The sequence below is a fragment of the Variovorax ureilyticus genome, assembly GCF_037889935.1.
In the GTDB taxonomy this organism is placed as follows: Bacteria; Pseudomonadota; Gammaproteobacteria; order Burkholderiales; family Burkholderiaceae_C; genus Variovorax; species Variovorax ureilyticus.
Window position 1 is genome coordinate 23210 of record NZ_JBBKZU010000014.1, and the last position, 23079, is coordinate 46288.

20 protein-coding genes and 2 pseudogenes are annotated in these 23079 nt (G+C 58.5%); 15 read left to right on the forward strand and 7 right to left on the reverse strand.

What is annotated here, in order from left to right:
* Nucleotides 1–174: 174 nt before the first annotated feature.
* From WKW77_RS26385 to WKW77_RS26400, 5 genes are all read right to left on the reverse strand, one after another.
* Entirely contained in the window at nt 175–1386 is a 1212-nt protein-coding gene (locus tag WKW77_RS26385) for an ABC transporter substrate-binding protein (protein WP_340359860.1), read from the reverse strand.
* A 321-nt stretch (nt 1387–1707) separates the two neighbouring features.
* Nucleotides 1708–2133 (reverse strand): SDR family NAD(P)-dependent oxidoreductase, encoded by a 426-nt coding sequence (locus tag WKW77_RS35070; RefSeq protein WP_422823277.1) that lies wholly within the window; start codon nt 2131–2133, stop codon nt 1708–1710.
* Between the two features lie 231 nt (nt 2134–2364).
* On the reverse strand, nt 2365–3564 hold the full coding sequence (locus tag WKW77_RS26390; protein ID WP_340359861.1) for an acetyl-CoA C-acyltransferase family protein: 1200 nt from the start codon (nt 3562–3564) through the stop codon (nt 2365–2367).
* A complete protein-coding gene (locus WKW77_RS26395) occupies nt 3561–4343 on the reverse strand; it encodes an SDR family NAD(P)-dependent oxidoreductase (protein ID WP_340359862.1) in 783 nt (260 codons plus the stop codon). The genes WKW77_RS26390 and WKW77_RS26395 overlap by 4 nt, the downstream gene beginning before the upstream one ends.
* Nucleotides 4344–4442: 99 nt before the next feature.
* Complete coding sequence (locus tag WKW77_RS26400) at nt 4443–5426, reverse strand: NADPH:quinone reductase (RefSeq protein ID WP_340359863.1); 984 nt, start codon at nt 5424–5426, stop codon at nt 4443–4445.
* Between the two features lie 534 nt (nt 5427–5960).
* Between WKW77_RS26400 and WKW77_RS26405 the strand changes: the two genes are divergently transcribed.
* The 14 genes and pseudogenes from WKW77_RS26405 to WKW77_RS26465 form a co-directional block, all read left to right on the forward strand.
* Nucleotides 5961–7187, forward strand: a complete 1227-nt coding sequence (locus WKW77_RS26405) for a CaiB/BaiF CoA transferase family protein (protein ID WP_340359864.1) — start codon at nt 5961–5963, stop codon at nt 7185–7187.
* Between the two features lie 17 nt (nt 7188–7204).
* Complete coding sequence (locus tag WKW77_RS26410; protein WP_340359865.1) at nt 7205–7984, forward strand: enoyl-CoA hydratase/isomerase family protein; 780 nt, start codon at nt 7205–7207, stop codon at nt 7982–7984.
* 82 nt (nt 7985–8066) lie between these two features.
* Nucleotides 8067–9707 (forward strand): flavin-containing monooxygenase, encoded by a 1641-nt coding sequence (locus tag WKW77_RS26415; protein ID WP_340359866.1) that lies wholly within the window; start codon nt 8067–8069, stop codon nt 9705–9707.
* A 76-nt stretch (nt 9708–9783) separates the two neighbouring features.
* Nucleotides 9784–10572, forward strand: a complete 789-nt coding sequence (locus tag WKW77_RS26420) for an SDR family NAD(P)-dependent oxidoreductase (RefSeq protein WP_340359867.1) — start codon at nt 9784–9786, stop codon at nt 10570–10572.
* A gap of 15 nt (nt 10573–10587) precedes the next feature.
* Nucleotides 10588–11439, forward strand: a complete 852-nt coding sequence (locus WKW77_RS26425) for an SMP-30/gluconolactonase/LRE family protein (protein ID WP_340359868.1) — start codon at nt 10588–10590, stop codon at nt 11437–11439.
* Between the two features lie 282 nt (nt 11440–11721).
* Nucleotides 11722–12501: an ABC transporter ATP-binding protein gene (locus tag WKW77_RS26430; RefSeq protein ID WP_340359869.1), complete on the forward strand. Its 780-nt coding sequence runs from the start codon at nt 11722–11724 to the stop codon at nt 12499–12501.
* Entirely contained in the window at nt 12498–13211 is a 714-nt protein-coding gene (locus WKW77_RS26435) for an ABC transporter ATP-binding protein (protein WP_340359870.1), read from the forward strand. The genes WKW77_RS26430 and WKW77_RS26435 overlap by 4 nt, the downstream gene beginning before the upstream one ends.
* Before the next feature lie 11 nt (nt 13212–13222).
* Nucleotides 13223–14101 (forward strand): branched-chain amino acid ABC transporter permease, encoded by an 879-nt coding sequence (locus tag WKW77_RS26440; RefSeq protein WP_340359871.1) that lies wholly within the window; start codon nt 13223–13225, stop codon nt 14099–14101.
* A 47-nt stretch (nt 14102–14148) separates the two neighbouring features.
* Nucleotides 14149–15126 carry a branched-chain amino acid ABC transporter permease gene (locus WKW77_RS26445; RefSeq protein ID WP_340359872.1) on the forward strand — a complete coding sequence of 326 codons (978 nt, stop codon included), beginning with the start codon at nt 14149–14151 and terminating at the stop codon, nt 15124–15126.
* 52 nt (nt 15127–15178) lie between these two features.
* Entirely contained in the window at nt 15179–15946 is a 768-nt protein-coding gene (locus WKW77_RS26450; protein ID WP_340359873.1) for an SDR family NAD(P)-dependent oxidoreductase, read from the forward strand.
* A 148-nt stretch (nt 15947–16094) separates the two neighbouring features.
* Nucleotides 16095–16895: an enoyl-CoA hydratase-related protein gene (locus tag WKW77_RS26455; protein ID WP_340359874.1), complete on the forward strand. Its 801-nt coding sequence runs from the start codon at nt 16095–16097 to the stop codon at nt 16893–16895.
* On the forward strand, nt 16834–18072 hold the full coding sequence (locus WKW77_RS26460; RefSeq protein ID WP_340359875.1) for an iron-containing alcohol dehydrogenase family protein: 1239 nt from the start codon (nt 16834–16836) through the stop codon (nt 18070–18072). Before WKW77_RS26455 ends, WKW77_RS26460 begins: the two co-directional genes overlap by 62 nt.
* A gap of 93 nt (nt 18073–18165) precedes the next feature.
* Nucleotides 18166–18498: an acetyl-coenzyme A synthetase N-terminal domain-containing protein gene (locus WKW77_RS35075; RefSeq protein ID WP_422823278.1), complete on the forward strand. Its 333-nt coding sequence runs from the start codon at nt 18166–18168 to the stop codon at nt 18496–18498.
* Nucleotides 18416–19006 (forward strand): annotated as a pseudogene (locus WKW77_RS26465) (AMP-binding enzyme); the annotation flags it as partial. The gene WKW77_RS35075 and the pseudogene WKW77_RS26465, both read left to right, overlap by 83 nt.
* A 244-nt stretch (nt 19007–19250) precedes the next feature.
* Here WKW77_RS26465 and WKW77_RS26470 read toward each other — a convergent pair.
* On the reverse strand, nt 19251–19619 hold the full coding sequence (locus WKW77_RS26470; protein WP_340359876.1) for an EthD domain-containing protein: 369 nt from the start codon (nt 19617–19619) through the stop codon (nt 19251–19253).
* A 260-nt stretch (nt 19620–19879) separates the two neighbouring features.
* Between WKW77_RS26470 and WKW77_RS26475 the strand changes: the two genes are divergently transcribed.
* A complete protein-coding gene (locus tag WKW77_RS26475; protein WP_340359877.1) occupies nt 19880–20665 on the forward strand; it encodes an IclR family transcriptional regulator in 786 nt (261 codons plus the stop codon).
* A gap of 409 nt (nt 20666–21074) precedes the next feature.
* Here the strand turns inward: WKW77_RS26475 and WKW77_RS26480 are convergent.
* Nucleotides 21075–22155, reverse strand: a pseudogene (locus WKW77_RS26480) (IS630 family transposase).
* Nucleotides 22156–23079 lie beyond the last annotated feature (924 nt).

The following is a 23079-nucleotide window of genomic DNA, read 5'->3' on the forward strand; positions in this document are numbered from 1 at the left end:
CACACGAGCCTGAGCACTCGGGGCTTAAGGTCCCTTGCACGACTCGAAGTGCGTCCGTTCAAACGCCGGGGCTTCCATCCGAATGGCTCGCTTGGTGCAACTGGTTCTCCTCAGCCTCATACTGATCGATGGCATCGCACCACAAGCAAGTGGTGCTGTTCTGGTCGCTGGGCGTTATGCACTGAGAACTTGGCCGAACGACTTCCAGTCACCCTTTTCAATATGAGTCAGCTGCAACTGCTTGATCGGGTAGTAGTCTGTCGGAGAAGTGTTCAACGTGATGCCTGGCAGGAGCAACGGCAGCTGAACGCTCTTGAGGTTGCGTGCCACATTCAGAATGTTCTCGCTACGCAGGTCATTGCCGCAAGACTTCAGCACGTGAAACATGGCCTGCGCATAGCAGGTGGATAGAACGCAGTTCGGCTCACTCGCATCACCCTCCGGATAGTACTTTTTCATAAATCCCTTCCACTCGACCATCGCTGGGTCATTCGCCCAGGCAGGGTCTACGGGACTCTTGTGCCAGATACTTGTGAGCGATCCCTCCGGGAGGCCGCTCCCGGACTCCTTCAGGACCTTGTTGACGGCGGAGGTCGTGTTCAGGGTAAAGATCGTGGGTTGCCAGCCGACCTCTTGCGCTTTTTTAACGGCCATTGCGCAGTGCTTCAGCGTCGCTGAGTTGTAGAAAATCTCGGCGCCAGAGGCCTTGAGGTTCAACACTTGAGAATCGACAGTCGTATCTGAAGGCTGATATGACTGCTCGCTGACGATGAGTTTTTCGTTGCCAGCGCCGAGCCCTTCGCGCAGACCTTGGCGAACGCTCGCTCCGATCTCGTCCTGCTGGTACAGAATGCCGATCTTCTTCCCCTTCAGGTCCTGCAGCATGTACTTGCCGAAAATCTGGGCTTCAATGCGTGCCGTGGGTTGAAACGGCATGGTGTACGGCTGTGTCTTGGGATCTGCGAAGCCATCCCCGCTGGTTCCGCAGAAGATCTGTGGAATCTTTTTCGTATTTAAATAGCGGACGACCGCTCTATTAGGCGCCGTCCCGAAGATGTGAAGAACCGCCGCGATTCCATCGCTCTCCACCAGCTTGCGCACTTGCTCGACGGTTCGTGGCGGCTGGTAACCATCGTCATAGCTAAGCAACTTGATCTTTCGACCGTTGATGCCACCCTGGTCGTTGACGAAATTGCAGTAGGCAAGTTGCACCTTGCCGAACCACGCTGCGTACGCCGACAATGGTCCGCTGTACGGATTGGTTTGACCAAGCCGGATCTCTGTGTCAGTCACGCCGGGACTTTCCTTTGACTGGGCGCGTAGGAACGGCGGAAAGGACATGGCGGCGCCGGCCGCGCCGGCCACGAGCAGTTGACGTCTTTGCATCTCTTTGTCTCCTGATTTGGTGCCAGCAACGCCGGCGGTGTCGACTGAAGGTGTCACTATGTTCGCGAAAGCCCGATCGGTGGAGGCTTTCCGTCTGGCGGAAAAGCACGTCGATTGACCGCACCGATGAGGTCGCTGTATTCAGGAGGATGAGTGGGCAATAGCTCCGCCTCAGCCTGTCGATGTTGCGCGGCGGCAGCGCTTCGGGGTGAGCACGATCGGGACAGATCCTGAACGCCGGATTTTCATCTTGAGCAAGCTGGGCAATGCAGCCCTGATACCTAGCAAAACTCCCGTGAAATTGACATCGCACATCCGGTGCTAATCGGGAAAGGAGGCCTCTTGGATGCCTTTACCTATGAGGACGGCCGCGTTGTTGACCTGAACGTCAATGTGGCCGAATCTGGATATTGTTCGGCGAACCTCCGCCGCCCGCTCGGCCTCACGTGTGACGTCGAGGTGGACATAAAGTGCCTTTGCGCCTTGAGTCTGAATGGTCTCGGCAAACCTCCGAACCCTCGGATTCAAGGATGTCGCATGTGACGCCGGTTGCATCTTCATCTGAGAGTGACATTGCCGCTGCCGCTGCCGCTGCCGCTGCCGCTCCGATTTCTCTGGCCGCACCGGTGAACAATACAGCTTTTCCGTGCAATCGCTACAGACCATCTCCCCGGTTCTGTTGACTCCAAAGGAGAGCCCTTCATTGGAAGCTTGGTTTCCGGCCTTCCCAAGCATTTGGAAGGGCATGCCGCTTCGCTCTTGGTGGTGTTGCAGGGTCCGTTCAGAGGGTCGACAAGCCGAACTAGCAGCCCTGTCGCTGCCTCTTAATCTCTTGCCTGCTGATTTGGCCAGCTGCGCCGGCGATGTTGATAGCGGAGGCCACTATGTGCGCGAGGCGGGTGATCGGCCGCACAACCCGACGACGGGCTGCCTGCGCCACTTCACCGTCTTTGTGGCAAGAACTCGGTCGCTGGCGGGTCACGTGCGTTCCAGCACCGCAGCTATGCCTTGGCCGCCGCCGATGCACATTGTCACCAACGCATATCGTCCGCTTACCCGATGAAGTTCGTAGATTGCCTTGATCGTGATGACTACGCCGGTGGCGCCAACGGGATGGCCTAGCGATATACCGGACCCGTTAGGGTTTACCTTCGCCGGGTCCAGGCCAAGCGCACGGGTGACGGCGCACGCCTGAGCAGCAAATGCCTCGTTCGATTCGATGACGTCAAGGTCCCTTGAGGCCAGGCCCGCTCTCTTGAGTGCGAGCCGGCTAGCTGGTACTGGTCCCAAGCCCATGATTTTGGGATCCAGCGCGGCATGGGCATAGCTCACCAGGCGCGCCAACGGCTTGAGGTTGCCACGTCGGACTCCATCTTCACTTGCCATCACCAATGCAGCCGCGCCGTCATTGATTCCGGATGAATTGCCCGCTGTCACCGTTCCCGAACTATCGCGCCTGAACGATGGCTTCATTTTCGCCAGCTGGTCGAGCGTGACTTCGGGTCGCACATGTTCATCGACCTCGAATGAGATTGTGCCGCTACGGACCGGCAGTTCGATTGGCACGATTTGCGATTTAAAGCGACCTTCCGCGATGGCCCGACCGGCGCGCTGCTGGCTCTCCCAAGCCAGTTGGTCTTGCATCTCGCGTGTAATACCGTCGCGTGTTGCCACGTTTTCCGCAGTGATCCCCATGTGGATGCGATGAAAGGGATCATGCAGGACACCGAGCATGTAGTCCGTGGCTGTCATGTCCCCCATTCGTCCGCCCCAGCGAGCGGATGGCATCAGGTATGGTGCTCGGCTCATCGATTCCGCGCCGGCGCCGATTGCAACATCGCAATCACCAAGCATCAGGGTCTGTGCGGCGGAAACAATCGCCTGTAGTCCCGAACCACACAAGCGGTTGACGTTCATGGCTGGCGTTTCCTGCGGAACGCCCGCATTGACGGCAGCGACACGGGACAAGTACGCATCCCGCACATCCGTCGGTATCACGTTCCCCATGACTAAGTGCCCCACGGTCGCTGGTTCCGCGCCACTTCGCTGAAGAGCGGCTCTTACCGTCTCTGTAGCCAGTTGCGTGAGTGGCACGTCCTTCAGGGCGCCGCCGAATGCACCGATCGCGGCTCGCGCCGCGCCGACGAAGAAGATGTCGCGTTTTGTTTTCGAAGTCATTCTGTCTTACTTGGGAGGTTTTCTTGCATTGCTAGGCCTGGATGTTGGCCTGCAGTGAAGCCGCCGTCCACGACGTGGTCCTGACCCGAGATGCCAGCGGCCATCTCCGAGGCCAGGAAAACAACAACGTCTGCTACATGCTCCGGAGTGACAAGGTGACCAAGAGGAGTTGCCTTTCGGAACATGTCTAGCGAAGGACTTTGCCGAGAGAGCTCCGTAGGAATAGCTCCCGGCAAGACCGCGTTGACGCGAATATTCCATCTGCCGTACTCGAAGGCGGCTGATCGCGTCAGCCCGCGCACCGCCCACTTAGATGTACCGTAGGCGACGTTCGGTGTGGCTCCAAGCGCGGAGATTGAAGCGATATTCACGATCGATCCACCCGCACGTCTTTTCATCGAAGGTGTCGTTGCCTTGATGCCAAATAGGGCGCCGTTCAGGTTGATGGAAAAGACGCGATTCCACTCCGCAATCTCCATGTCAGCTATCCGCCGTCGAAGCTGGATGCCTGCGTTGTTGACCAATATGTCCACACCCCCGTCGAGTTCTTCCGCTTCGGCGACCACCCGCAGCCAAGCTTCGTAGTCAGACACGTCCAACGGTGTGAAGCGCGCGCGGTAGCCCATGGAGCGAAGCTGATCTGCCATCGCCTCTCCCTCCTCGATGAGTACATCGGTAAGGATCACGTTGGCTCCTTCCCTCGCGAGCGCGGTGGCGATTGCAGCGCCGATGCCGCGCGCTGCTCCAGTGACGATTGCGACTTTGTCAACCATAGTCATGTGGAGGTTTCTTTGCAGTCGAAATCTCAAACGCTACCCCTCAATGCACGATCCAGCGCGAGATCATCACTTCCTTGGGCAACACTTTGCTTTCCAGGCCTAGGCCTGCAGGTCCAGCAACACACGACCAAACACCTCACCGCGCTCTACTGCCTCGTGTGCTTCTGCGACACGTTCAAGTGGCAGGCGCAGTGCGATAGTGTGCTTCAGGCTCTTATTGCGAAGGAAGAAGGCGAGTTCTTCCAGGGCGCCAGCGCGTTCAGGCTCTGTGATGTCGTAGATCCTGAAGAGCGTCAAGGTGATGCCTTTCTGCTTCATCCGCAGTGCCGGCAGGGAAACCTCACTGCCAGTCATGCCGTAGGCGATCACCTTTCCATGAGAAGCGAGCACGCTGGGGTAGCTGACGGCGTTGGCAGCAAGGTCGACTTCGATGATCGAGTCCACGCCGCGCCCTTCTGTAATCTCCTGTATGCCTCCTACGATGTCTTCGCGGCGATAGTCGAGCACTAGATCAGCGCCTGCCGCTCGCGCGTGCGCTGCCTTGCTTGCCGTGCTCGCAGTGGCAATCACGCATGCGCCACGAGCCTTTGCCATCTGAATCGCGTAGTGGCCGACCGAGCCGGCGCCTCCAGCCACCAGCACGGTCTGACCGTGTTGGGCCCCGGCCTTTCGAACTGCGTGCATGGCCGTGAGTGCCGGAATTCCTAGACAGGCTCCTTCTGCCTCGTTCAAGGTCGCCGGTAACGGTACGGCTTGAGCGGCAGGTAAGGCAATCCACTCCGCTGCGGTCCCGAAAGCGCGTTGCCACTGGCCGTTCCAAATCCACACGCGCTCACCCATACGCGACGGATCTACTCCTTGACCGACCGCATCGATCACGCCGGCGCCGTCGCTGTGCGGGATGATCATTGGAGCGAAGAGCTCCCTGCCGCCTCCTCGTCGGCTTTTGCAGTCGGAAGGGTTGACGCCCGAAAAGCGCACGCAGACGCACACCTCGCCCGGGCCTGGGTCGGGGATTGGTCGGTCACCCAGATTCAGAACGTCGCGCGCTTCACCCTGCCGTGTGTAAAAGACCACTCTCATGACAGGCTCAGTCTCCCGGCAACTACTGTTGCGCCGCCCGGCCGGTCGCTACGTCGGGCCCGGTCCAGGAAGAGCCGGTTCGCGGGTGACGCATTGCCTCGAGCGCGGGCTTCCGAGGCCTCAACAGCTTCCGGCATGGTTCCACGAGACGCCAGACGTTCCGTGCTGCCCGCAAGGGGCTCACCCCAATGTTTGAGGGGAACTCTGTCTCGGCCGAGCAGGGCCGGCAGTGTGCTCAATCGTTCCGATTCACGCAGTCGGAGCCGCAGGTTCCGGACGTGCACCTGGCCCGCGAGCGACATGGCTCTCATGAATGACGCGACTTCACGCTTTCTCATCTGTTGTATCCCGGTAGGCGGCAACGCTGGAGCTTTGCCGAGGCGAGACTCCACTATGCGAGGGAAGCCTTGCCTCGCGGCGGCTTTCCGCCTGACGGAAAAGCTCAACGATCGGAATGTCGATCGATATCGTTGCAGCATTCCAAGCAAACGTCGAAGAGCAGGACGTTTGAATGCAACCCGAAAAGGAGACAACGTGAACGTCAAGGATGGCAAGGGTATTCTCAGTGGAGTCAGGGTGCTGGATGTGGCGCATGCCTACTCTGCGGCTTTGTCGGGAGCATTGCTGGCGGACCTCGGGGCAGAGGTTTTGTGCATCGAGCATCCGACTGGCAGCCCGGTGCGCCAGACCACCCCCAAGAGTCAGGGACAGGCCCTCTGGTGGAAAAACATGGCCCGCGGGAAACGCTGCATCACGCTGAACCTGAGCACCCCCAAGGGCCGCGACATGTTCCTTGAACTCGCGCCAAAGTTCGACTTGATGGTGGAGAACTTTCGGCCTGGCACACTCGAGCGTTGGCAGATCGGGCCTGCCGACCTCGAAGCCGCCGGCGCCACTTTGTCCCTGTTGCGCATCAGCGGTTATGGGCAGACCGGCCCGAAGAAGCACCGGCCAGGCTTCGGCACGACCGCGGAAGCTTTTAGTGGCTTTGCCCACTTGAACGGCTTCCCGGACGGACCGCCGGTCTTCCCATCCATCGCGCTGGCTGATGGTGTCGCGGCCACATTTGGAGCGTTCGGCTTGATGGCGTCGATGAACAATCGACTGCGAACCGGGAAGAAGGGCGTCGACGTCATCGACGTGGCGCTCTTCGAGGCTCTATTCCGCTTGAGCCCGGTTCAGGTTATGGCATATGACCAGTTGGGTACAGACATGCTACGCCCTGGCAATTCGCTCGGCGTCTTGGGACTGGTACGCAATCTTTACACCACGATCGATGAGGTCCACTTCGTCGTCAGCACGGTCGGACCGGCAACGATCCGCCGGCTTGTACTCAGTGCCGGGTCACCCGTGCACCTTTTGCAGGCGCTTGATGCCGGGGTGATGGGGCGGTCCAACGAAGAGATTCAGACATTTATCGCCGCGTGCGACCAACACCTTTCACGATGGGCTAAGGAGCGACCTTGGGCGGAGGTCGAGCGATGCCTTGTCGAGGCAGATGCAATCCATGAAAGGGTGTACAGCACTGCAGACATCTTCGAGGACGAACAGTACATCGCAAGGGAAGATGTCGTGAAGGTTGAAGATCCCGACTTAGGTCAGGTGCGCATGTCCGGTGTTGTGCCGAAGTTTCCAGGATATCAGCACGGCATCAGTAGGCCGGGGCCGACGCTCGGTGCGCACAACGACGAAGTCTATGCAGAGTATTTCGGATACGACGCGGCAACGCTCGCCGCGTTGCGCGCGGAAAATGTTGTTTAACCACCAGGGGAAGGCGAATGTCTCAGCAACTGCTCATTGAAGATATCGGCCGCGTCCGCCGTATCACCCTCAACGCGCCTGAGCGGCGCAACCCACTCAGCTTCGTCCAGGCACGCGATCTGCTATCTGCACTAGAACAAGCCGCTGCCGCGCCCGAGGTGTCAGCAGTGATTTTGACCGGGGCCGGCTCAACCTTCTGCGTTGGAGGAGACCAGAAGGATTTCCAGGCGGGATTCAAGAAGCGATCTCCTGAGGTTCTTTCCGACTATCCCCCGCTGGAAATCTTCAGGCTAGCTCGCAACTACCGCAAGCCGCTGATCGCCGCTGTCAACGGCGCAGCGCTCGGTGGTGGCCTCGGGATCACTTGCCTCGCTCATATGGCGGTTGCCTCCGAGACAGCAACGTTTGGCATCCCCGAGATCAAGCTCGGAATTTTCCCGCTCACTGTGGTGCCTGTAGTTCGGCCCGTACTCGGAGATCGTCTGACCTATGAGCTCTCGCTTACCGGTCGGGTTTTGACAGCGCAGGAGGCGCTCCAGCACAACATCGTCAACAAGGTAGTCCCGGCAGCAGAGCTTCAGCAGGCGGCGTTGGATATGGCCGCGAAGGTCAGCGAGTTCAGTCCGTTGGCCCTGAGGCTAGGCATTGAAGGTTTGCAGGTGTCGGCAGACATGGATTTCGAGGCCGCGGTGAATTACCTGAACGCGATGCGCACGATCTTCTTCGATAGCGAGGACTTGCTCGAAGGTGCCACTGCCTTCCTCGAAAAACGCAAACCCGTCTGGCAAGGCCGTTGATCCGACGCCGGCCGAACATCCCCGAGTCTCGCAGAGCCTTGCTGCGAAACCAACAAATTTCAATCCGCGAAGGATGATGAAAATGAACGAAGTAGAGACAAAACCCCGCTCGCCCGCCTCCGAAAAAGCGAACGATTACGACGTAGTCGTCATTGGAGCAGGCATAGCGGGCATCTATCAAGCCTACCGTCTCCGGGAAATGGGCTTGCGATTTCGAGTCCTGGAGGCTGGCAGCGGTGTCGGCGGAACATGGTATTGGAATCGTTATCCGGGGGCGAGGTTCGATTCAGAAAGCTATTCCTACGCCTATTCTTTCTCACAAGAATTGCTTGCGGAGTGGAATTGGACCGAGCATTTCGCAGCGCAACCGGAGACTCTCAGCTACTTGAACTATGTGACAGACAAATTCGAGCTGCGGAGCGATATGCAGTTCAACAGTCGGGTGAAGTCAGCACATTACAACGAGTCAGATTGCAAATGGATCGTGACAATTGAAGACGGATCGGCTTTTAGCTGCCGCTTTTTGATCACCGCCCTCGGACCGCTTTCCGCACCGACCATGCCTAACTATGAAGGTTTAGGCGAGTTCACCGGAGAGTCGTACCAGGCCTCGCTTTGGCCGAAGGAGCCTGTCAGTTTTGCGGGTAAACGAGTAGCCGTCATAGGAACGGGCTCCAGCGGCGTCCAACTGATCCAAGAAATCTCGAAAACTGCCAAGCAGTTGACAGTATTCCAACGGACTCCGAATTGGTGCGTCCCTCTTCGAAATGCGCCAATCACCAAAGAGGAGATGGAAAGTCTTCGCGCCGGCTATCCGGAAATGTTCGAGCGGTGCCAGGCTAGTCCAGGATGCTTCATCCACGCTCCGGATCCTCGTCTGACGATGGAGGTGCCCACGGACGAGCGCGAAGCGTTCTGGGAAAAGCAGTACAACGCACCTGGATTCGGATTGTGGATGGGTAATTTCAGGGATGCGTTCATCAGCGAAGAGGCCAATGCGGTGCTGTCGGACTTTGTCGCTAGAAAAATTCGCCAGCGCGTGAAAAATCCGGCCGTCGCAGAAAAGTTGATCCCCAAGAATCATGGATTCGGCACCCGCCGCGTGCCACTTGAAACCAATTACTACGAAGTCTATAACCAGCCAAATGTGCGGCTGATCGACGTTAACGATTCACCAATTAAACGCGTCACCGCTAATGGACTCATGACCTCGAGTGAGGAGTTCGAGTTCGACATGATAGTGTATGCGACCGGTTTTGATGCTTTGACCGGCAGCTTCGATCGAATCGATATTCGTGGTGAGAACGGCGTTCCTCTTAAAAAGGCCTGGGAGCATGGCCCCGAGACCTTCCTCGGGATCTTTGTGGCTGGCTTCCCGAACTTCATGATGATTGCGGGTCCGCATATGGCCCTGGGAAATGCGCCGCGCGGCATCGAATACGGAAGTGAGTGGATCTCCGGCTTGCTCCGGTTTGCAGCCCAGAAAAATATTACAAGGATTGCCGCACCGTTCGAAGCGATGCAGTCCTGGACGGAATATGTGAGGGGTCTGGGCACAGAATTGCTTGCGACGAAGATTGATTCATGGATGACGGGAGTGAACAAGAACGTCGCTGGAAAAACGCAACGTTGCGTGATCCGGTACAACGGTCCGGCCACAGAGTATCGAAAGAAGTGTGACGAGGTGGCTAAGGCAAACTACCAGCAATTAGATCTCTCGTAAACGGTATTCCAACTCGATTGCCTCAGCGCATCATCTTCAACGGCGCCAGAGCCGCCTCTAAACAGGAAAAAGCCTTATGACCTCTTCAGAACCAAAAGTTTGCCTGATTACAGGCGGTGCCTCCGGTTTGGGCAGAGCCACTTCGCTACGGTTTGCCCGCGACGGCTATAACGTCGTCATCGGCGACCGTGACGCCGCCGGGGGAGAAGAAACAGTGGCCCAGATCGTAGCCGCTGGCGGAAGTGCAGTGTTTCTGCGCACCGACGTAACGGTACCCGCCGAGGTTCAGGCGTTGATCGAGGCGGCGATGGGCGCGCACGGGCGCCTCGACTGCGCCGTGAACAACGCGGCCGTCGAAGGCGCGCGAGGGTTCCTGGTCGATTATTCCGAGGACGAAGCCAGACGGCTGTATGACGTCAACTTCATGGGTGTTTTCACTGCCATGAAGCACGAAATCAAAGCCATGCTTAAGTCCGGAGGTGGCGCGATCGTCAACGTGGGTTCGAGCGCTGGCCTGCGCGGTACGCCGCGCATGGCGGCTTACTGTGCAACAAAGCACGCGCTGGTCGGCTTGACCAAATCGGCCGCCCTCGAGTACGGAGAGCAGGGCATACGCGTCAACATCATTGCGCCAGGCTCGTTTCGTACCCCCATGAGTGAGCGGCTGTACGGGAAGGACATTGATGCCGCGATTTCGTCGGTTACGCCTCTCCGCCGGGTCGGCTCAGCAGCTGAGGTGGCCGAGGCGATCTACTGGCTCGCCTCGCCCGCGTCCTCTTTTGTGACTGGTGCATCCCTCAACGTTGACGGCGGCAAGCTTGCAGGCCCCGTAATGGGTGTCACCGCGCTGTGGAAAGTCGAGTAACTCGGAGCACATGCCATGAAATTCGATGTCGTAACGGATGCAGTTGGATTCTGCGAGGGCCCGGTGCAATGCCGCGATGGGAGCATCGTCATCACGTCACTCAGCGACGGGTGCCTCTACAAAGTCGTCGATGGCCAAGTGAGCACATTTGCCATGCTTGGGGGTGGTCCCAACGGCGCGGTGGAAGGGGAGCACGGCGATCTGTTCGTGGCGCAGAGTGGTGGAGTGTTCTTGACTAAGCCAGACGTGCCACCGGCGAAAGGGGACGTTGTGCTGGTGCGGCCTGATGGCTCTTTCGAGGCGCTTGGCAGTGGACCCCGTTCGCCCAATGATCTGGCCTTTGGACCCGACGGAATGCTCTACGTCACCGATCCCACACGAGGGACCGCGAGGGACGACGGACGACTCTGGCGCTTTGACATTGAAAGCGGTGAATGCGAGCAACTTACCACCATGCCTTGGTACTGCAACGGCATTGCTTTCTCGACAGAGACCGACTGCTTTTATGTTGCAGATACCCTGTCCGGACGGATCCTGCGGTTTCGACTCGATGATCCGCGTACCGAAAAGGCCGAACTCGTCGTTCAAATGACGCGCTGCGTGCCCGATGGGTTCGCGTTCGACGCCACCGGCAATTTCGTCATCGCCACCGTGGGTCGAAGCGAAAGCGAAACAGGCTGTCTGCAGGTCTTTTCGCCCGAAGGCAAGCTCCTTGACATCGTCGAGACCGGAAGTGGTCAGTACTGCACCAACGTCGCCATAGACGCTGAACGAAACATCGTGGTCACTGATTCATCAAAGGGCCGCCTGCTGAAGGGAATTTGGCCGCATCCAGGCCTCCCTCTTCATCCGTTTCGCGGCGCTTAGCCTCCGAGGCATAGTTGAAAGACATGAGGCACCGGCCCAGTGGCTGGATTAAGTAAAGAGTCAAGGCTGTAGAAGCTTCTGCGTTCATCACAAGACTTAGAACAAGAGAGACAAACATGACCTCACGCGAAAGTTCAACATCAAGTCCGGCCCTGAACGAAGCCTTCGCCGGTAGTTTGCCAGCAGCTCGCTGTTGCAAATGGATAAGCCGACTAGGCCTAATGCTCACCGCGTGGTCGGTTGAATCGTACCCGGCGAACCTTTCACATCAGAGGCCGTTCGATGGCTCCTGATGCGATCCTCAAGGTCCAAGACGTTCGCGTCTCGTTTGGCGGCATTGTCGCTCTCGACCAGGTCTCTTTCGAGGTGCCGCGAGGAGGTATTGCCGGCTTGATTGGGCCGAACGGCGCGGGCAAGACGACTCTGTTCAACTGCCTTAGCCGGATCTACACACCCAACGCGGGATCCATCCTGTTTGACGGCAGTGAACTACTCAATCAGCCTCCTCACCGGACCGCCACGTTGGGGATCGGGCGGACCTTCCAGAACGTAGCCCTGTTCAATGATCTCTCCGTTCGCGACAACATCAAGGTCGGCGCCCACTCTCGCTTTCCAAGCAACATCCTGAGTGACACCTTCAGGATTGGCCGCGCGCAGCAAAATGAGCGACGTATCGGAGGGCTGACCGACGAGATGCTCGACTACATGGGCCTAACCGGCGTACAGGACATTATTGTCTCTGACTTGCCCTTCGGGACTAGGAAGCGCGTTGAGATGGCACGTGCTCTCGCAGCGGAGCCAAAGCTCCTGCTTCTTGACGAGCCTGCCTGTGGGCTCAATCATGAGGAGGTAGAGCAACTCGGCGGATTAATCCGACGCGTGCGAGACGAGCGAGGAATCAGCATTCTTTTGGTCGAGCATCACATGCATTTGGTGATGTCCTTGTGCGACAGCATCGTTGCACTTAATTTCGGTCGCCGCATCGCTGCAGGCACGCCTGAAGAAGTGCGGGTCGACCCGGCGGTCGTGGCCGCCTATCTGGGCGCGAGTAAAGCCTCATGAAGAACATCCTCGAAATTCACGGTGTCAACGCCGGGTATGGAAGCACGAACGTGTTGCACAACTTGACCATTGACGTTGCTGAAGGGCAGGTGACGGCCCTACTGGGTGCAAACGGCGCGGGGAAGACGACCACGCTGCGCATGATTAGCGGGATGATCGAGCGAACCGGAGATGTTCGCTTGGCAGGCGAGTCGATCGCCGCGCTGAGCACCGAAGCCATTGTCCGAAAGGGGGTTGCCCACGTGCCTGATGGGCGCGGAACCTTCAAGCGGCAGACAGTCGAAGAGAACCTGCGCCTTGGGGCCATCACCCGGCGTCCTTCCGCAGATGTGAGGCAGGACCAAGAGATGGTCTTCGACTACTTCCCCATCTTGAAGGCCCGGAGGATGCAGCAGGCTGGCCTCTTGTCTGGAGGCGAACAGCAAATGTTGGCTGTCGGACGGGCCTTGATGCTGCGCCCGAAGCTTCTGCTACTTGACGAGCCTTCGTTCGGACTTGCGCCTCTGATCGTGCAGGAGATTTTTGAGATATTCCGCCGACTGAATCGCGAGCAAGGAACGAGCATGTTGCTCGTAGAGCAAAACGCTGAAATCGCACTGAACTTTGCGAACTATGCGTATGTCATCGAGACAGGTCGAGTGGTCCTGGGTGGCACCGCCACCGACATCAAGAAGGATGACCAGGTCGCTCGCGCGTATCTGGGCTACTGAGGGACAAGAAAATGGAGCTCCTGATTCAGCAGATCGCCTCCGGCTTTGCTACCGGCGCCATATACGCATGTGTCGCGTTGTCGGCCGTAATGATCTACCAAGCCATCCATCACATAAATTTCGCGCAAGGCGAGATGGCGATGTTCTCGACTTTTATCGCGCTGCAGCTCATCCTCTGGGGCATCCCCTACTGGCTTGCGTTCGTCATGACCACTGTTATCTCGTTCGCGGGTGGCTTGGCCTTGGAGCGGATCATGATTCGGCCCCTGTTGCGCTCCTCAGCGTTCCTTCAGGTCGTCATGTTCATTGCTTTAATGACTCTATTTAACAGCGGCGCCGGGGCCATTTGGGGGCACACGGTGCGGACGTTTCCGTCGCCCTTTGGCTTCAAGCCGTTCCTAGGCAGCAGCCTCATTAGCAATCATCAAGCGGGGATGCTTGGCATTTCCCTGCTCATCTTGCTGCTGCTGTTCGTATTCTTTCGCTATTCGCGTGTCGGTTTGGCGATGACGGCAGCGGCAGCCGACCCTGTCTCAGCCCGCCTTGTCGGCGTGCGAGTCGGGTGGATGACGGCGCTCGGTTGGGGCTTGGCGTCCGCTATCGGTGCGGTTGCCGGAATGCTTGTAGCACCTGTCGTATACCTCGAGCCGAACATGATGATGGGCATCCTCGTGTACGGTTTCGCGGGCGCAGTGCTGGGTGGCCTGACGAGCCCGTTGGGCGCTGTCGTGGGCGGGATCCTGGTTGGAATCATTGAAAACATGGCCGGGACCTACATACCCGTGATCGGCACCGAACTCCGATTGACGATCGCTCTGCTCGTCATTATCGCCATGCTCCTTATCCGCCCACGTGGGCTCTTCGGCAGGCTTATCGTGGAGCGAGTCTGATGATGAGAGCGTTCAACGAGACACAACGACCCGCTGGAGTCAAAGCCGTGACATTGCACAACAAGCAGACAAAGAGGTCCCGGTGGTTGACTGCGAGCCTCATCGTGCTAGCTGCAGTCGCTCCGTTTCTCTTGCCCAACTTCATTGTCTTTCAGTTGACCTTGGTGCTGGTGTATAGCGTGGCAATCATGGGCCTGATCTTGCTTACGGGCTTTAATGGGCAGTTTTCGCTCGGCCATGTGGCGTTCTTCGCAGCAGGGGCGTACACGGCGGCCATTCTGCTCGACCGCAACTTGGTGTCATACCCTGTCACGCTGCTCATTGCAGGCGCGATCTGCTTCGTCTTCGGCTTCCTATTCGGATTTCCCGCGCTGCGGCTCGAAGGCGTTTATCTGGCTTTGGCTACCTTTGCCTTGTCCGTGGCAACGCCACAAGTGTTAAAGCTCACTCCGCTCATTCCGTTCACCGGGGGTGTCAATGGGATTTCGCTGATCAAACCGGAGGCCCCCTTCGGCCTCACGATGAGCGCCGATGTGTGGATCTATCTGTGCGTGCTGTCCGTAACTCTGCTGATGCTAGCTGCCGCCTTAGGCTTGATGGCAACTCGCAGCGGGCGCGCGCTGGTCGCCATCCGCGACAACCCAATTGCCGCCCGATCGATGGGCGTGAACATCTCTCTGTACAAGACTCTAGCCTTCGGTATCAGCGCCTTGTATGCGGGCGTGGCTGGTGCCATGAGTGCCATCGCGGTCCAGTACGTCTCGCCAGATAGCTTCACGATGAGCGTGTCGATCGCACTTTTTGTAGGCATGGTTCTCGGTGGAATTCGATGGCTGCCGGGAGCGTTCTTCGGCGGGATTTTCATTGTATTTATCCCGCAAGTATCTGAATCCTTTCAGAAGGGCTCAGAGGGGATTGTGTACGCGGTTCTCTTGATTCTGCTCGTGTTCTTGATGCCTGCGGGTTTGGCGGGGTTGCTGGCAACCGGCCGAAAGCGCTTTTCCCGAGGCGGCTCTACGAAGTGACGTGGTGCAGGTTGCGACTCGCGATTTGAGACGAAGGTGAGGGAAGAGGGGAATGACAATGCTTTTAGAGGACAAGGTGGCGCTGGTAACCGGCGCCGGATCTGGCATCGGCCGCTCGATCGCGTTGGCCTACGCAAGGGAGGGTGCCAAGGTACTGATTGCGGACGTAGATCCTGCAGCAGGACAGGAAACCATGACACTTGTTGAACGCGGGGGAGGGCAAGCGGCGTTTCACCTCTTGGACGTGGCACAACCGGATCAACATTTTGCAGCCGTCGACGACGCGATGCACCGATGGGGTTCGCTTCATATCGCTTGCAACAACGCAGGGATCATCCGAGGGCAGCAAAGTGGAAATTTGCTATTGGCCGATGTTGCGCCGGAGCACTGGGCACAGGTCCTGGCGGTTAATCTCTCCGGTGTGTTCTTCGGATTGCGTGCGCAGATACCGGCATTGGTCGCTTCAGGCGGTGGAGGCATCGTCAACATTGCCTCCATCGCCTCACAGGTCGCGCACGCTCCAGGCTTTGCGGCCTATGTCTCATCTAAGCATGGCGTGCTTGGCTTGACGCGCAGCGCTGCAGTGGACTATGGAGAGCAAGGGGTCCGCGTGAACGCCGTGGCGCCGGGGTTTATCAGGACCCCGATGACTGCATGGCGAGGCGAAGACAACCTGCGAGATTTGGGGGCGCAACAACTGCTCAAGCGCCTGGGGGCACCCGAGGAGGTGGCCGAACTGGTGGTGTGGCTTTCCAGTGATCGCGCCAGCTTCGTCACTGGCGGCTTTTACCCTGCCGACGGGGGCTATCTCGCAACATGAGTTATCGATTGCGCATGAAGTTACCCAATTCAGGTTTGTGTGCTCAGCTTGATGCTGGCGGGACTAAAAAAACTTGGCATGCAGGCCGAGGTCCTGCATTCGGTATTTTTTAGTGACTTTCACGAGTTTCAACAAGGAGCCCGTCATTATGGACGTTTCAATGGATAGTGCTGCCGGTGGCGACTTGCTCGTCCGGCGTGAAGGGGCGGTTCTGCGACTGACTCTCAATCGCCCACAACGCCGGAATGCCGTAACGGACGCCTTGTTGCGAGGTTTGCGCGACGCTGTAAAAGCAGCGTCCGAGGACGACTCCGTGCACGTGATCGTGCTGACAGGAGAAGGTGATAAGGCGTTTTGTGCAGGCGCTGACCTCACGCCAGGCGATACGCCATTCAAGCCCGACTACGCGCGCCTCCAAACGCCCTTGGGCGAGCTGTCACGCGCCGTCCATAACTGTCGTATACCGATTGTGGGCCGCATTAACGGCCTTTGTATGGCGGGCGGTATGGGGTTGTTTGGTTTGTGCGATATGGCGGTCGCCGTCGACACAGCCAAATTCGGCCTGCCCGAAGTAAAGATCGGGATCTTCCCGATGCAGATACTCACCACCTTGCGCGACTTAATTCCGCCCCGAATGCTCAACGAGATGTGCATGACTGGGCGGCCTATCGATGCGGCCACCGCCTTTCGCCTGGGCTTGCTTAATCGGGTGGTGCCATTTGCGGAGCTCGATCATGCGGTTGAAGGGCTGATTGCCGAACTTCTGGCGGTGTCTCCGATTGCATTGCGTCGCGGTAAGTATGCGATGCGGGCGGTCGAGTCTATGGACTTCCACCAGATGATGGCCTTCACCGAATCAGCAATCCCATCCATGATCCAGACAGAGGATGCGCGCGAAGGTCTTGCTGCATTCAACGAGCGCCGGACGCCGCAGTGGCGCGGGCGCTGAGCATTGTCATTTCGTTTCATTAATGCAGGGCTTCCAGCACATCACGGCGCCGTTGCGGTTGTTTTATGGCGATCAAAGCTTGCATCAGCTAGGACCAGAGCTTGACCGCCTTGGATGCAATCGGGCCATGGTTATCTGCGGTCGATCGATCTCCAGAGATTCATCCGTCCTGCAACCGGTTCTCGAAAGTCTTGGCTCACGCTGCGCGGGAACCTTCGGCCAAGTGGTCGCCCACAGCCCGCTCCAGACAGTGCGCGCAGCAGCTGCGTCACTGAGGGAAAGCGTCGCCGACGCCGTAGTCGTTGTAGGCGGGGGCTCGGCGATCATCACCGCTCGTGCGGCCAGCATCTTATGCGCGGAAGATGCTGACCTGCGACAGCTGTGTACTCGTAGAGGTGAGGATGGCCGCCTGGTCAGCCCAAAGCTGTCGGCACCCAAGGTTCCGCAGTTTCTCATCCCTACCACGCCGACCACGGCCTGCCTCAAGGCGGGTAGTGCGGTATTCGATCCGACTCACGGGCGCTTGGCCTTGTTTGACCCGAAGACGCGCGCGCAGGCGGTGTTCGTGCACCCGGACTTGGTGGCGACGGCGCCGGCCGGACTGGTTGTGACTGCCAGCCTTAGTACGCTTTCGATGGTGGTTGAGGGGCTCGAATCGGCCAGGGGCGATCTTCTCAGCGATGCGGACCTGATGCAGGCTTTGCGCCTCCTGGAGCGAAATTTGCCGGTGGATCACAACGGTATCGCCGGGCGCGGAGAGCTCATTGTCGCGGCCCTGTTGTGCGGGCGCGGCACCGATATCGCTGGTGGTGGCATAGCTGCTGTACTGGCTCACGCAATCGGCGCGCGCTACCAAATTGCCAATGGCCTTGTGAGCGCAGTGCTGCTGCCGCACACGCTCCGCTTTAACGCCGCGGCAACGGGCGCCCGATTAGGCAAGGTTGCCATGGCGCTAGGCCGCCAATGCGGCGGAAGCCCGGTTGAGGATGGCATTGCGATAGCCGAAGCCTTGCTCATGAGACTCGGCTCCCCGCGCCGCCTGCGCGAACTGGGAGTGCCTAGAGATGCCCTGGCGAGCATCGCGGAAGACGCCATGTCTGATTGGTTCATTCAGAAGAACCCGCGTCGTATCAACCACTCGGGCGAACTCGAAGTTCTTCTGGATGCCGCTTGGTAGCAGAAATCGCCCTCTCGATCCATCCACTCCACTCCGGCATTGGGCCGCCAGCGACCTCCCACGCCCTCATTCCAAGACTTCTATTGACAATCATTGCAGCAGCCTGACACCTTCTGGGCGGCGCAGGCACGCCTGATTGACTGGCATGTCGAGCGTAATCAGATACGCGACAGCGGCAAGCCGCCGTTCGCGCGCTCGTTTATCGGAGGTCAGACCAATCTGTGCCACAACGCGGTGGATCATCACACCTGGACAAGCAAGCCGACGGCCCGGCGCTCATCTGGGTATCCTCTGAGACCAGCCAGGAAGTGTCTACACCTTCGGAGAACTGCACCGCGAAGTAGAGTTGACCGAGCCGAATCAGAAAGGGAGGGTGGTGATCAAGGGCCCCACACCGCCTGGCTTTATGCAGAGCATCTGGGGTGACGATGAGCGTGACGTAATAACTTATTGGTCAACTATCCCCCGCCAACAGGTCTATAGCATCTTTGATTGGTAAATAAGGGACGAAGATGGCTATTCTTACAGGTTGGAGCGCGCTGACGATGTAATCAACGTGGCGGGCACCGTTTGGGCACACGCGAGATTGAGGAAAGCATTTCCAAGCATCCGAGCGTTGCAGAAGTAGCGGTCGTGGGGTCGCTGATTCGCTAAAAGGAAAAGTGGCGATGGCCTTCGCTGTCATTCGGGATTCTGGGACGCCTGATGAGCTTGAAGTAAGGCTGAAATTGGAAAGCGAGATCCTGAAGATGTTTGAGAGCCAGATGAGTGCGGTCGCATGTCCTGCGCGGGTGCGTTTCGTCTCGGTCCTCCCCAAGACCCGTAGCGGCGGGCTGCTGCGCGGGGCAATTCAGGGTGTATGTGAAGGCCGCGACCCGGGGGACCTCACGACGTCGAGGATCCGGGATCAGTGCAGCAAATGAAGGCTGCATAGGGGTGCTCAATGAGTAAGCCCCACCGCTTGTCTTGATGCAGCGCGGTCTCTTTGGCTCGGTGCCTTGCCGGCCGGGTGCTTTTTGCCGCCCACCGGCCAGGTACCTTGGCTCTGGACATCGACGCTCGCCATACATTTCTCGGCGCCGCAGCCGAAGATCCGGCGGTCACCAGTGCATTCTTCGGCCGTCGGTGGTAGTTGATCTAATCTGCGGCCCTTCGCTGTGCCGCGATATATACCATGGTCAAACCACAGGGGGCGCACCAGAAATCTGATAAGTTTGGTTATCCAGAACGGTGATTTTGGTCATCTCCATGTCAAGAAATAAATGCTCGTCAGGAATCATCACCGCTCGATGAACTGGCTCCGCGCGCATCTTTTTATGGTCCTCGACGCTGTCAAACCACACCTCCGAGAAGCCGTCGTACTCGAGCGGCTTTAATCCGGGGAAGATGTCGTTCGGAACAAGATGGTGCTGTACATATCGACGAATGTACTTGGCGATCTCTGGTGTGTTACGAACCAACGGGCCGTGAACCTCGCGCCAGTGTCGTGAGAATTCTTCGTACGTCAAGCCAGGCTTTCGCTTGTAGAAGCCAAGTACTATGATCATCTTCGTCTCCTAATTGCAACAAAATGTGTTGGCGACATTCGCATTCGCACAGTGGGGCCTGTCCGGGAAAGTGCGAGGGCCTCCGGGCGAAGGCGTATCGTATGATTCGAAGCCTTTCCCTATGAAGTTTTCCGCCAGGCGGAACGTGTTGCCAGCATTGAACCTGGTAATGGTGCAGCGCAACACCGCGGTTAGCTCATTGGCGAACGGAACGTTTCGGTCGAGTCGTTCATGTCATGGAGCGTAACTGGAGATCAGTGATGGACAAGGATGGCGATTTTGTCAACTCTCTGGCCAGAGGGTTCCGCATCCTGACTTGCTTCACTGCTAGTGAGGAAGAGCTAGGCAATGGTGTTATCGCCCGCAGGTCTGGGTTAGCGCCAGCGACGGTCGCTCGCCTTACCCACACGCTTACTGAATTAGGGTATCTCCGGAGTGTGCCGTTGCGCCGCACGTACGCTCTCACCCCAAAAGTTCTAGCTATCGCGCACCCTCTGCTTGCCGCCCTGCCGGAGCGCGCACTTCTGAGGCCGCATATTCATCAACTCACGGCCGAGAGTGGCGGGTCAGTTTGCGTTGCCGTGGCCGATCGCCTGAACGTGGTTTATGTAGAGGTTTCGAGGGGAATCAATGCGGAGCAGCTTCCTGATATTGGTACCCAGCGTCACCTGTTTGAATGTTCTTCAGGTCGTGCCTTGTTCGCTAGCAGTAAGGCAGCTGCGCGCGACGCGTTGCTGCACCAGATGTGCCTCGCTGAGCCGGAGCGCTCGGAGCACCTTCGCGACAGTGCCCGGAGCGCAGTAGAGCAGTACGAACGCTATGGAATGTGCCACATGGTGAGTCTTTTGGTGCCCGAGTGGTCAGGGGTTGCCATGCCATTGACCGGCTTTCACGGACGCCAGATCGCAATCAGTATAGGGATGCGTACGAAATCCATTTTGCCAGCGGACCTGATAAGCCAGGTGGGAAGTCAGTTGGCGACAACCGTCTCGCACATCAAGGATTCCATCCATGCGGCAGCGCTTCGCGCCGATCATGTCATTTAATGTCGTGAGGTTGGAAGCTGCGGGCAGAACCTGGCTTCGCTCAAAATGGCGGGGGTTGTCGAGCCGCTCTACGCCGGTGACCGTTCGCCTTGCTCCTCGATGCCTCGGAATGCCCTGGTCAGGAGACGTGAGGGATGTTGTTGGGATTCGCTAAGTTGATGTCCCCGGACGCGGCGTAGGTCTTCTTTTTCACTCGCTGGGCGTTGAAGCTCAAGTGCAATGCCATGGCCGTGTACCAGGTTCTTGTGGACCAGTTCGGCTTCTACAGCGCCGGCCCCCGGGGTGTGCACGCGCTTGCGACGGTATGCGGGAGGGGCACATTGCTGCCAATCGGGCACGCGATCTTCAACGGCCGTCGCGCGACATCGGACGCGCGCGCGCTAGTGTAGTGCGCCACTCAGATATGTACTTATCTTTGGGCCCGTGCCAATGCAGCCTTGGCTCTCGTGACCTTGGCCAGGATGTCGTTCGCGCTCTTGGTCCAGATGAACGGTTTGGGGTTGGCGTTGTGGTGTTCGACATAGAGATCGATCGCCAATTCCAGTTCAGGCACGCTGGTGAAGCTGTCGCGTCGGATGCGGTTCTCCGAGATGTCGCGAAAGAACCGCTCGACCATGTTGAGCCACGACGCGCTCGTGGGCGTGAAGTGCATGACGAAGCGCGGGTGCTTGGCGAGCCACGCTTGCACCTCAGGGTGCGTGTGCGTGCCGTAGTTGTCCACGATCAGATGCAGTTGCAAATGCTTGGGCGTCTTGCGCTGGATCAGGCGCAGGAACTGCAGCCACTCGGCGTGTCGGTGTTGCGGCTGGCACATCGAGATCACGGTGCCGTCCAGGGTGTTCAAGGCGGCGAACAGCGTGGTCGTGCCGTGGCGCTTGTAATCGTGGGTGACGGTGCCGGCGCGGCCCCTCTTCATCGGCAAGCCCGGCTGGGTGCGGTTGAGCGCCTGGATCTGACTTTTTTCGTCGCAGCTGAGCACCAGGGCGCGCTCGGGAGGATTGGTACAGCCCCACGACATCGACCAGCTTGTCCTCGAAGCGCGGGTCGCGCGAGAGCTTGAACGTCTTCTGCCGATGCGGCTTGAGGCCGTTGCGCTTCCACACGCGGCGGATGGTTGTCGGCCCCACCCCGAGCTGCGCGGCCAGCGTGCGCGTGCTCCAGTGCGTGGCGGCGATGGGCTTTTCGTGAAGCGTCTTGTCCACGATGCTCGATTCCAGCTCGGCGGTCACGCTGGGGGTACGCCCGGGGCGCGGCGCATCGTGCATCAGGGCCTGCACCCCGCCTTCCAGGAAGCGCTGGCGCCACAAGGCCACCTGGCGCCGATCGAGATCGACCTCGACGGCGATGTCCTTGTTCTGCCAGCCCTCAGCGGCCAGCAACACGATCTTGGCCCTTTGCTGCACACGGGCCTCGACGCGGCCTCGCCGCGTGAGGGCCGTCAACTCTCGTTGAACAGCGGCATCCAGTTCGATCTTCGGTGCAATGCGCATGGCTGCGACCTCCATCGAGGTCGGAGTGTGCCGCATCTATTAAGTTCCACTATTTCGAGCGCACTGCACTAGTTTGGGCAATTATTAGCAGTTGGCTGCCGTTCGAACCTGCACTGGCGGGCGCTGTTCGGGCATTTGCGTCGGCCACCTAAAGCTCGAGGAGCCTGGCGAGCCGCATGCCACCTGGATCGCCGTTTAGTCATTTATTAGCTCAGAACACGTCCTGTTCTGACCTATTAAATGCGCGAACAACCTATTAAATGCGCAAACAACTTAATAAATGCGCAAACAGTCTCGGGGAAAACGAAGAGAGCACTGCCCTCCGCCGGCTGCGGGTGGGTTGAATGACGATAAGAAGATTCGTAGAGCTTGCGCTCAGGAACTGTGGTGCCTCCTCCTCCCGCTAGCAGAAACGAACAGGCGCTTTGGAGCGAGCCCTACACCCGGTGTGTGCCTGCGAGCAGTCACTGCATGAGAGCATCCCATCCGTCGGGATCGTGCCCATTGCAGACATCTGCGTGAGCTTGTCGAACTAAAGCCGTCGGCCACGAGCGGTCCTTTCCAGGTAGGCCAACAAAGGTTTCCTGACTGCGTGCAGGCGGTCATCAGGCGCGACACAAGCGTTCGCGAATGCGTGCCCAAGGCGGCCTTGGCGGTCGCAGCGACCGGAACTTAATGCCGTCGGACTCATTGCCGATACCCGAACCCAGGGCTAACAATCCACCGGAAACTGTGAGGCGACACGACAAACTGCCGGGGGGGACAATTCCTGATGTCGCTTGAAACACACTCATGACCCGCCCGGAATCCGGCGTGGGCCAAAGCGTCAAAGCGTTCACTTCAGTCCCGCTGCGCATGAAGTGGTTCAGACATTTCAATATCAAATCCCAGGTGCTCGCAGGACAATTTCGGCGAGGTTAAGGC